General features: G+C 51.9%; 9 protein-coding genes. 1 reads left to right on the forward strand and 8 read right to left on the reverse strand.

The annotated features are described in order from the left end of the window. Positions 1 to 190: 190 nt before the first annotated feature. The 5 genes from KQI79_RS26455 to KQI79_RS26475 all read right to left on the reverse strand — a co-directional run bounded on the left by KQI79_RS26455 (position 191) and on the right by KQI79_RS26475 (position 5,947). Positions 191 to 1,114, reverse strand: a complete 924-nt coding sequence (locus tag KQI79_RS26455; RefSeq protein WP_216541341.1) for a carbohydrate ABC transporter permease — start codon at positions 1,112 to 1,114, stop codon at positions 191 to 193. 3 nt (positions 1,115 to 1,117) lie between these two features. Beyond that, positions 1,118 to 2,074: a carbohydrate ABC transporter permease gene (locus tag KQI79_RS26460; protein ID WP_216541342.1), complete on the reverse strand. Its 957-nt coding sequence runs from the start codon at positions 2,072 to 2,074 to the stop codon at positions 1,118 to 1,120. Positions 2,075 to 2,292: 218 nt separating this feature from the next. Beyond that, positions 2,293 to 3,510: a GntR family transcriptional regulator gene (locus tag KQI79_RS26465; RefSeq protein ID WP_216541343.1), complete on the reverse strand. Its 1,218-nt coding sequence runs from the start codon at positions 3,508 to 3,510 to the stop codon at positions 2,293 to 2,295. 148 nt (positions 3,511 to 3,658) lie between these two features. Then, a complete protein-coding gene (locus KQI79_RS26470) occupies positions 3,659 to 3,853 on the reverse strand; it encodes a hypothetical protein (protein ID WP_216541344.1) in 195 nt (64 codons plus the stop codon). A gap of 147 nt (positions 3,854 to 4,000) precedes the next feature. Continuing rightward, positions 4,001 to 5,947 (reverse strand): heavy metal translocating P-type ATPase, encoded by a 1,947-nt coding sequence (locus tag KQI79_RS26475; RefSeq protein ID WP_216541345.1) that lies wholly within the window; start codon positions 5,945 to 5,947, stop codon positions 4,001 to 4,003. 297 nt (positions 5,948 to 6,244) lie between these two features. On the opposite strand from KQI79_RS26475, the gene rplK reads away from it, so the two are divergent. Beyond that, the gene (rplK, locus tag KQI79_RS26480; protein WP_216541346.1) at positions 6,245 to 6,667 is read left to right on the forward strand and encodes a 50S ribosomal protein L11; all 423 of its coding nucleotides are present in this window, start codon (positions 6,245 to 6,247) and stop codon (positions 6,665 to 6,667) included. Between the two features lie 794 nt (positions 6,668 to 7,461). On the opposite strand, the gene araB is transcribed toward rplK, so the two are convergent. From araB to KQI79_RS26495, 3 genes are read right to left on the reverse strand one after another with little or no spacing between them, the layout of a single operon-like run. Continuing rightward, complete coding sequence (araB, locus tag KQI79_RS26485) at positions 7,462 to 9,129, reverse strand: ribulokinase (protein WP_216541349.1); 1,668 nt, start codon at positions 9,127 to 9,129, stop codon at positions 7,462 to 7,464. A 47-nt stretch (positions 9,130 to 9,176) separates the two neighbouring features. Further along, positions 9,177 to 10,127, reverse strand: coding sequence for a sugar phosphate isomerase/epimerase family protein (locus KQI79_RS26490; RefSeq protein ID WP_216541347.1), 951 nt, complete (start codon positions 10,125 to 10,127; stop codon positions 9,177 to 9,179). A 39-nt stretch (positions 10,128 to 10,166) separates the two neighbouring features. Next, positions 10,167 to 11,207 carry an autoinducer 2 ABC transporter substrate-binding protein gene (locus KQI79_RS26495; RefSeq protein WP_216541348.1) on the reverse strand — a complete coding sequence of 347 codons (1,041 nt, stop codon included), beginning with the start codon at positions 11,205 to 11,207 and terminating at the stop codon, positions 10,167 to 10,169. Positions 11,208 to 11,342: the final 135 nt, after the last annotated feature.

An 11,342-nucleotide genomic window follows, 5' to 3' on the forward strand; every position in this document is an offset into this window, starting at 1 on the left:
TCGGGTTCTTTAGCATACGCATTTTTGAAAATTGCTTTCAAAAACACGTTTACATCGATAATTTTAACTCAAGCACCCCAAATTGAGCCTCAATCGCCCGGTTTATTCCGAGATCCTATTAAATATAAGATACATGAAAACAATAGCATACCAATATGACATATTCAATATGTTTTTTAATTCTTTTATATCATCCTTTGATGCCCGTGTTAGCCAAACCTTGAACGATGTACTTTTGAAAGAAGAAAAAAATAAGCAACGCAGGCAGCGTAATTCCCAGACTTAACGTAATAATCAACGGGTAGTTAATGACCGCGCCCGGACTGGCTCCTACGGATGAAATCCGCGTAATGGCCGCTGGAAGCGTTTGCAAATCGTCGCTATTGGTATAGAAAAACGGGGTAATAAAATCATTCCAGGTTCCAAGCGCAGTCGTAATGGCTATAAAGGCCATAATCGGAAGCTGCAACGGAAATAAAATTTGAAAAATCACTCTAAGCGTACCGGCTCCGTCCACAATTGCCGCTTCGTCAAGTTCGATAGGAACTTTCTCCAACGATTGCTTGACCAGGAAAGTGCCCATGATGTTAATCGCGGGGCCGCCGATCAAATAAACCCACCACGAATTTAAAATACCGGTTCCGCCGGTAAAAATATCATTTCCGCCGGCAAACGGAAATCTTGCAAATTCCAAATAGGTAGGGATGATAGCCAACGTTCCCGGAATCATTTGCGTTGCGAGCAAGATCAAAAACAACTGATCTTTCCCTTTAAATTTCAAACGGGCAAACACATAACCGGCCAAAAAGGAAGTAAGCAGCGCCCACAGCGTGTTATATACCGTTCGTATCATTGAATTCCGGAGGTACGTCGTTACCGCCGCGTCTTTCGAACCCATGATGAGCGCCTTGTAGTTGGCTAGCGTCGGAGCTTCGGGAATCGGAAAGATCCCTAATATCGTGGATGTAAATTCCGTTTTGCTGAAAAAACCCGCCAAAATCATAAAGACAAGCGGATAGATCAGCGCCAAGCCGAAGCCAAGGAGCAGGATATGCCCCAGCAGATGCACCGCTGTGAATTGTTTTTTTATTGTCAACCGCAACGTTCCGCTCATCGCTTATCGCCCCCTCTTGAGCGGTTTCATCGGTATCGTCGTCCGTCTATCGGATTTGGTCGACCAATTATAATACAACACGGTTGATACAATAACGATGACCGCCATAATCAACGACGACGCTCCGGCCATGCCCAAATTAAAATCCCAGAAGCCGTCGCGGTAAATTCGGAAAACAAGAACTTCCGTTTGCCCATAAGGACCGCCGTTCGTAATGAATAGTACCTGTTCGTAAATTTGAATCGCCCCGATCAGGCTGGTGATCACAATATAAGTCGCAATCGGCTTCAGCCCCGGCAGCGTAACAAACCGCAGCTTCTCCCAGCGGCCCGCGCCGTCGATTTCCGCCACCTCGTACAACGCGGGATCGACAGATTGCAACCCTGCAAGCCAAATAAGAGCAGCACCTCCCACTCCTTTCCATACGGAGTATACGACGATCCAAAAGATGCCCCAAGCCGCCGAATACTGCCATACGATCGGCTCTTTGCCGAGCGATTTCAAGATGTTATTAATAACGCCGTTATTGGTATCCAAGAAAATATTAAATACTTGCGTTGTAGCTACTGTGGACGTCACCGCGGGAATATACCAAATGGACCGGTAAAACCCTTTCCCGAATAATGGCATATTCATAAGCAGCGCAGCGCCGAAACCTGAGATTAGCGTGACGGCGGTTACCAACGAACCCAACCAAATCGATCTCCACAACGCAGCGGTATAAACCGGATTTTGAAAAAAATGCACGAAGTTATCGATCCAAATAAATTTGGGCGAATTATTCAAGCCTACCCATTCAAAGAAACCGAGAAAAAAGCCGAATAAAGTGGGAAATCCCGAAACAAGCAGCCAGAACAGTACCATCGGCATTAGGATGGCTGCCGCAATGAGCGCGTCTCGGTGTCTGATCATGCAGCGCTTCAACGAAGAATCCCCTACTTGGCCTACCGCTTTTGCCATACTCATCCCTCCTTTGCGGATTTTATTTTTATTAATGTTTCATTTGTAATATTAAATATAAATAACATAACTAATTATGTCAAGATATTGCATCTCACCCAATTCTCCTAAAACCTTCCTGAAACACAAAGTCCCTGGAAATGCCGATCGGCAATCCCAGGGACTTGAAGCGAAACATGTAAAGCGGCAAGATGAGCTTGCCGCTTTACAATCGGTATTTAGTTTTTCATTGCCGGGCCGGTCGAATTGCGTTTCACCAATTCCGGTTGTAAAATGATTCTCTTATATCTAAGATTTTCATTGGTTTGGCGATCCAGCATGTTTAACAAAATTTTCGCCGCCTCTTCTCCCATCGCGCCTTCCGATTGAGAGATATGCGAGAAAGCCCCGAACTCGTCCAACTCGGGCGAAGGATCGTCGAAGGTGAGGATGGAGACATCCTCCGGGACTCGGAGTCCGATTTGTTTGCAAATCGCAAAGATATGCAATCCTAGTCTGCCATTTAGCGTGATAAATGCGGTAGCCATCCGGCTTTTAATAAATCGATAAAGGGGATGGCCGGGATCGACTTTGTAATCCACGGTAAAGTCCGTCAAGATTAGAGCAGGGTTAATCATCGCCTTGTTTTGCTTCAACGCTTCCATATATCCGTTGATTCGGTCTTCGACCGTAATAGTCGGAAGCGGGGAATCCGAGCAGATCGCAATATCCCGATGCCCGAGACTCCAAAGGTAATCCACGGCGAGCTTGCCGCCGATCAGGCCGTCGCTGCGGACGATGTTCGTCTCGACTCCGGGAAAATACCGGTCGATAAGCACGAATGGATATCCTCTCAGCTTCAGCGCTAAAATTTCTTCATTGTAAGTTTCCGCATCGCAAGGAAAGATCATCAATCCCGCCGCATCTTTTTCGATCAAATCGATGATCGCTTCCTTTTCCCGCTCGATTGAATTGTAAGTTTGTACAATCTGCAGACGGTATTCGCTGTTTTCTATCACTCTGTTAATACCGTGAATTAATCGTAACGCAAAGTAATCTACCAGAACAGGCATGATCAATCCGATCATTTTTTTGCGGACCCTTGGGATCGAATGGCTCGCCGCCGTTAGATCCGGATGAAGATCGGACCCTTCGGTATAAAGCGCCGCGGCCGGGGCTTGGAGAAACGGGCCGGCTTCTTGCCGGATGCTGTGTCTGGACATGATTTTGTCAATCTCATCGCTTACGAAACTGCCTCTGCCCGGTATACGGTAAATCCAGCCTTCCTTTGCCAAATCGGTCAAAGCGTTGGCGACCGTAATCCGGCTAACGTCGAATTGTTCCATCAGTTCTTTTTCAGAAGGAATTTTATCGTTTGCTTGCAAATCGCCTTTCAGAATAAGATCTTTAAAGTGTTCTTGGATTTTCATATATAACGGTTGTCTATCGTTATGCATCACTTGCTCCCCTATCTTCAAATCAATTACTATAACGATATATCTTTTATGTCATTTAGTCAAATCCCCGGCTTAGTCCAAATAAAAAACCGCCCGGGAGCTAGCTCCGAGCGGCGTATGGCGTCTCACCAATACGATTGAATAGACGTTATGAATTTCTCGGGTTCATGAACAAGCCCCGAATTTTATCCCAATGGGAGCGATTCGCTGGCTCTTCCGGTCCGGCGACCGGTACCGTATTCCAACGCTCGCGCGCACGGCGGTCGTTCTCCATCGCAATAAATAAACAGAAGCTCCCCAGCAATACTAAAACTGCCGTTGCAATTGGAAGTAACAAATTCATGGTAACGTCTCCTCACGATCAAAAATGATAATCATTATCATTCATTATACAGAAGTAATTCGAGAATCTCAACCGTTATTTGCAAAAAAAAAGTTCCGGCTCGTTACGAGCCGGAACTACGCGCAAAACATGGGTAAAATGATATGATTATCGCAGTAATCGAAGTCCGTTGAGAATGACGAGAATCGTGCTTCCTTCGTGGCCGACGACGCCCAGCGGCAGGGCAAGGCCTTCGAGGAAGTTGGCGCATATGAGCAAGGCGATGACCGAAATGGCGAATACGATATTTTGCTTGACGATTCTTCTCGTTCGTTGGCCTAACGTGATCGCTGCGGCGATTTTCTCGATATCGTCGTTCATGAGGACGAGATCCGCCGTTTCCAGCGCCGCATCGCTGCCGGCCGCGCCCATAGCGATGCCGACGGTAGCCGTCGCGAGCGCCGGGGCGTCGTTTACGCCGTCGCCGACCATGGCTACATTGCCGTACGTTTGCTTCAATTCCTTCACGCGGTTCACTTTATCCTCCGGCAGCAGCTCGGCGTAGACGAGATCGATACCCGCTTCGTCGGCAATCGCCCGGGCGGTTCTTTGCTGATCGCCGGTCAACATGGCGACTTTGATCCCTTTCTTCCGCAATTCGGCGATCGCCGCCTTGGCTTGCGGACGAATGCTGTCCTGGAGCGCGATCACGCCCGCGATTCCGCGCGTATTCGCCATCAGCACGACCGTCTTGCCCTGCTCCTCCAACCGGTGAACTGCCGTCTTAATGTCCTGGGTCATCATGCTTTCTTCCATTAACGTCGGTTTCCCGATCTTCCATACTTCGCCGTGCAATTCGGCCTGCACTCCCCACCCGGTGAGCGATGTCAATTCGGTCGGACGGTCCGTCTCGATTCCCCGTTCCTTCGCCGTTTGCACGATCGCCTTGGCGAGCGGATGCTCGGACAAGCTTTCGATCGATGCCGCAAGCCGCAGCATTTCCTTTTCTCCGTACCCTTGGCAAGCGATCAAGTCCGTCACTTGCGGACGGCCGCTTGTCAGCGTACCGGTCTTATCGAACGCAATGACTTTCGTCTGCGCCAAATGTTCGAGATGCGCCCCGCCTTTGAACAACAGCCCTTTTCTCGCGCCGTTGGAAATGGCGGACAGCATCGCGGGCATAATCGACGCGACTAATGCGCATGGAGAGGCGACGACGAGAAATACCATCGCTTTGTAAAACGTATCGTTCCAGGACCATTGGAGCAAGAATGGGGGAACGAGGATCAGCAGCAGTGTCACCAGCACGATCGAGCGGGCGTAAATCCGTTCGAACCGTTCGATAAACCGCTGCGACGCCGGCATTTCGCTCTGCGCTTCCTGCACAAGGCGAATAATTTTCGCAAACAATGTCGATTCGCTTGTTTGGCTTACTTGAACGAATAACGCCCCCGGCCCGTTCAACGTTCCCGCGAATACTTCATCGCCCGAGCTTTTATCCACCGGGATCGATTCGCCGGTAATCGAAGCTTGATTGACCGCGGAAGCTCCTTCCGTCACCGTGCCGTCCGCCGGGATGCGCTCGCCCGGTTTGACCAGAACGATATCGCCGACTTCCAATTGCTCGATCGCGACAGTCGTTTCTTCCCCGTCGCGGTATAGCACCGCCGTCTCCGGCTTCAAATCCATCAAGGCGGCAATATCCCGGTGGCTGCGCGCCATCGTGTAGCTTTCCAAGGCGCCGCTCAACGAAAAAATAAAGATGAGTACGGCTCCCTCGGTCCAATATCCGATCGACGCCGCGCCGATCGCCGCGAACACCATGAGCAGATTGACGTCCAAATCCCGCTCCTGGAACAGCGTTTGAAGCCCTTCCTTCGTTTTGACATACCCGCCGACGACAAACGCGAGCAAATAAAGCGCTACGGCCCAAGGATGGGAGAATTGCTCTATGCTCCAGGCGGCCGCGATCAATATTCCGCTCGCAAGCGCGGCGGCCGCTTCCCCGTATCTCTGCAGCCAAGGCGCGTCCTTCCGCTTGCCGGAAGCGGCGTTCTCTTGCGGAGACGGGTTATCTTTAACGTAACTATCTGTCGTATTGAATGATGAAATCATTGCAGTCACACTCCTTCGTCTTGAGAATGAGAACCATTGTTAATACCCTTAAAACGGCGCATGCTGCTCCACTAATCGGGAGCAGCATGCTGATCGAGAATGATTCTCGTTTTTACACTATTCAATTATTTTGCGTCAATCAAACTTACTTTATAATTATTATAATCTAGACGAGTAGAAATGTAAACTACTTTTTTGCCTAAAATCAGCAAATGTATCGGTATTGACTCTCACGCAACGTGATGCCCTATAATTTCCCGTAGGCGCCGATCAATCATGAAAAAAGGGTGAAAGTGTATGAAAGCAGTAAAAAGAATCGTCAAGCTGGATTTGGAGGCGGGCAAAGCGAATCCCGCAAAAGTCGGCAAGGATCTAGCGCCCGCGGGGATCAATCTTCTAGGTTTTTGCAACCAATACAATGAAATGACCAAAAGCCAAACCGGATTCGTCATTCCGGCGGAAATTACCGTATATGAGGATCGAAGCTTCGATATCAAGTTGAAAACGCCGCCTGCCGCTTTTTTGTTGAAAAAATACGCGGGCGTTGCGAGAGGAGCGGCGAAACCGGGCAGCGAAACGGTTGGCAGCATTACCCGGGACGAGCTGCGCAAAATCGCCGAGATCAAGCTCCCGGACTTGAACACGGTCGATATCGAAAGCGCCATGAAAACGATCGCCGGAACGGCAAAAAATATGGGGATCCGCATTGAAGAGACTTGAAAGAAAGGGCGGCATCTTGAGATCGGCTCCGCGTTCGAGCGCATCCAAAGAAACAGCGTGGAGTTGGTAAAGGACTGGCGTTGCATCGAAGAAGGCTGCGGATTCGAGTTTGTCGGATGTTATCATACGTGATGGGCCGGCAACCGACCGTGCGAAGGCGATCCGCGCGGATCTACGCTTCTTAGCTTGGCGCTGACGAAACTGACAATCCTTATTGGGCGTTAAAATGAAGACGGCGTCATTCTAACGAATGTACAAAGCGTTATTCATTGGAAATCGGCGGTTTATCGCCTTTTTCCCCTCATCAGCGTGTTTTAGATTCGTTACACGAGCAACAAGACGATTTACAGGCGATTAGCGTGTATACGTTTCGTTAGCCCGTCCCGCCCGACAGGCCGTCAGCCGCTTGCGGTATGATGAAATTGCCTCTTTTCGCAGGCTTTGCTGAAGCAACCGATCAAAACGAGTGAAAAGATGCACAATTGCGGGCTTCTGCACGAATGATCCTTCATTGCCGGCTATTCTTTCACGCTGGGGCGGCTATGATGTACAATGTACAACATTTCGCTTTCCTCGCTAGGAAAACGATGCCTATGCTGCAGTTTGTACAACATTTTGGGGGTGAAACGGGCTATTTTGCCTCAGCACTTGCGATTATGATGTACAAAGTGCAACATCGTGGCCTGCGAGGGCTTGTCCCCCCTTAAAATGTTGTATTCCGTACAACTTGCGATACGATGTGCGAAGCCATAAACGAACAGAACATAGGCCAAGAATGGCCTATGTTCCGCTGCTTACCCGATGACTTCGCGCTTGATGCCTTTCAACCGTTTCATCACATCGTTATCGCCGCGTCCGAAATAATCGTACAGCGTCTTGTACTCAGCGTACAACCGCTCGTACACGCGCACGTTTTCCGGAATCGGCTTGTAATACTCTTCCTTCACTTTGCCGATCGCCCGCGCCGCGTCCGATATCGACGCGAAACCGCCGCGAGCTTCTCCGGCCGCCACCGCCCCGAACATAGCCGCGCCGTAAGCCGGCGTTTGCGGCGATGCGGCGATGCGGATTTCCATATTGGTCACGTCCGCATAAATTTGCATCATCAGCTTGTTCTTCTCGGCGATGCCGCCTGCCGCGTACAATTGGCGCACCGGCACGCCGTTCTCGCGGAACGCGTCGATAATGACTTTCGTGCCATAGGCCGTCGCTTCGATGAGCGCCCGGTATATTTCTTCCGGCTTCGTTAACAGCGTAGCTCCGATCAGTACTCCGGTCAGATCGGCATCGACAAGCGTCGAACGGTTGCCGTTCCACCAATCCAAGGCGAGCAGTCCGCTCTCGCCCGCCCGCAGCCGCGAAGCCTTCTCCGTCAGCAATTCATGAATCCCGACGCCTTTGTCTTCCGCTTCCTTCTGCAGCTCGGCCGGCACGCAATGCGCGGTAAACCATTCGAAATGGTCACCGACGCAAGACTGTCCCGCTTCATAGCCTTCATAGCCGGGCATCGCGCCGTCGCGGACGACGCCGCACATGCCGGGCACGATCCGTTCCTCCTCGCCAAGCAGAATGTGGCAAGTGGACGTTCCCATAATCATCAGCATATGGCCCGGTTCCGTAATGCCGACGGCCGGCAAGGAAACATGGGCGTCGACATTGCCGACGGCCACCGCCGTTCCCGGCTTGAGCCCGGTCAGCCATGCGGCCTGCTCCGTAATTTCTCCCGCTTTCGTTCCGAGCGGATAGATCGACTCGCTCAATTTATCCGCTACGAGACGTTCCAACCGGGGATCGAGCGCCTTGAAAAATTCGGCCGAAGGATACCCTTCCCGCTTATGCCATAATCCTTTATACCCTGCGGTGCAGCTGTTGCGCTTCTCCTCGCCGGTCAATTGATACACGATCCAATCCGCCGCTTCCATAATCCGGTCGGCGGCCTCGTAGATTTCCGGCGCTTCGTTGACGATTTGCCACACCTTCGGCACGAGCCATTCCGAAGAGATTTTGCCGCCGTACCGGGCGAGGAACGATTCCCCGCGCGCCGCGGCGATCTCGTTCAGCCGGTTCGCTTCCTCCTGCGCGGCATGATGTTTCCACAGCTTCACATAGCTGTGCGGATTGCCGCGGTATGGCTCCAACATGCACAGCGGCGTACCGTCCCGTTTGGTCGGCAAAATGGTGCAGGACGTAAAATCGATCCCGACGCCGATGACGTCTTCGGCGCTGACGCCCGATATGCGCAGCACCTCGGGAATCGTCGTTTGCAGCACTTCCAAGTAGTCGGCGGGATGCTGCAGCGCCCAATCGGGCGGCAAAGCGGTGACGCCGTCCGGCAAAAATTCGTCCATTACGCCATGCGTATACGATTTCACCGCAGCGGCCACTTCCCGGCCGGTCTCGATCTCGATGAGCAGCGCCCGGCCCGACTGCGTGCCGTAATCCACTCCGATGCTGTATTTCATCATATCCCTCCTTCGATTGCGACGTATGAAACGAGGGCCGTCTCCATCTACGCCTGACTTAATACCGCTTCTTCCCTGGCGCGGAAATAGTCGACCGACGTTTGCACCATCCGGTCGAGAAGCTGCTTGTCCGGCTTGCCGTACATGGCCGGATACGGGTCTCCGCCCGGGCCGAGCGGCTCCGGCGTCACGAATCGGCCTTCCCGGTTGAAGCCGAGCAAGTAAAGCGCCATAATGATCGTGTCGAAGTCCATCGAGCCTTCGCCAAGCGCGCGGCGGTTGCTGTCCGCGACATGCAGATTGAGCAATTGTTCGCCGGCGGCGAGCAGCGCTTCCCCGATATGCGATTCCTCCGCCTGCATATGATAGGTGTCGGCGTTCATATGCCGGACGCCCGGATGATCGACCGCTTCGATATACGCTTTCGCCTCTTCGATCGTATGCACGAAACTGACTTCCGCCGAACGTACCGGCTCGATCGCCGCCTGGATGCCGTACTTCGTAAATTCGTCGGCGACAAGCCGGAGCGTTTCGACGCTGCGGGCGAACTCCATATCGTCGTACGCTTTCGGCCGTCCTACAGCGCCGGGAACGACGAGCAAATATTTCCCGCCTACGGCGGCGGTAAATTCGAGCTCGCGCTTGATGTAATCCACCGCCGCCTGGCGGGCGGCGGCGCTGTTGCTTGCCAGATCGTTGGCGGCGGAGAACATGCCGCATACGCCGGCGACCTGGATCCGGTAACGTTCCAATATTTCCTTCGTTTCTTTCACTTTATAGCCGAGGTCGGGACCGTAATGATTGCCGTGCAGCTCAATATAGGTTACTCCGTATTGATTCAACCGGGCGGCGGATTCCGCGAGCGGCTCCATGCCGAAGCCCCAGTTGCTCCAAGAGAAATTGAGCCGCCGCTCGAAACGTTCCGGAGCCTTCCGCTTCCATTCGAGAAAAGCGGAGCGAATCTTCTCGTTTTTCAGTTCAAAGTTTTGCAGCGGCATCTTTCGCACCCCTTTTCTATCTAGACGATCGCGTCACAATTAGAAATTGTAGTCGCCCGCGTTTTCTTTCGTAAAGTCGGACGGAGGTCCAAGAATAACCGTTTTGCCGTCTTCTTTCACTTCGACTTTGCCGATGTTCGGAATGTCTTGTCCGTTCTCAATCGTCTTGCCTTCCGCCAATTCTTTCGCAGCGGCAACGGTCAAGTAACCGAGGTTGACCGGATTCCAGAGCGTTGCCGTATCAAGCGAGCCGTCTTCCAGGAACGGCTTGGAATCGGTAGGCAAGGCGACGCCGATCAGCGATACTTTATCTTGCAGCCCTTTCTCCTGAATCGCTTGCGCCGCGCCGAGCGGAGCAACGGTGGAATAAGCGAGAATGCCGTCCAGATCCGGATTTGCTTTCAACAGGTCAAGCGTTTTTTGATATGCAACTTGCTGTTTTTCGTCCGTACCGATTTTTTCGCCGATAATTTTCAGGTTCGGATATTTTTCTTGAATTTGCTTGAGCGACCAATCGATCCATGTGTTCAAGTTCTGCGCGGACAATCCGCCCGTCACAATCGCAACATTGCCTTCTTCTTTGCCCATCGCTTGAACGAGCAGGTCGGCCATATGGCGTCCGTATACTTCATCGTCTACTTGTTGAACCGACAAATCGACGACGGATTGATCCGCTTTCGTATCCCAGTCCATCACTTTAATGCCTTGCGCTTTCGCTTTCTTCAATACCGGCGTCAATGCGGCCGGATCGTTCGGCGCCACGGCGATAACGTCGACTTTTTTCGAGATCAAATCTTCGATCACTTTCACCTGCGCCGCCGCGTCCGCTTGGGTCGGGCCTGTGTAGATGACTTCTACGCCGAGATCCTCTCCGGCTTGTTTCGCTCCTTGCTCGGAAGCGTTAAAGTACGGGATGCCGATCAATTTCGGCACGACCGCAATTTTAAGCGATCCGGACGTTTGGGACGGCTCTTGCGCCGCATCTCCGCCCGGCGCCGGCGCGGCGCCTTTCTGGCCGCATCCTGCCAACAAACCTAATACAAGCATTCCAGACAATAATCCTGTTGCTAACTTCTTCATGTGTGACTCCTCCTCATATAGTATTTCTTGAAGGCAGTTTTGAGTTTACTTCCAGTCCCCTAGGGGACTGGCGGCCGCCTTCAAAATTTCCAGTTGATCTTTGAAAAATAAATTTGGGACTGGACTTTCCGGAAT

Source organism: Paenibacillus sp. MSJ-34 (assembly GCF_018918005.1).
Taxonomy (GTDB): domain Bacteria; phylum Bacillota; class Bacilli; order Paenibacillales; family Paenibacillaceae; genus MSJ-34.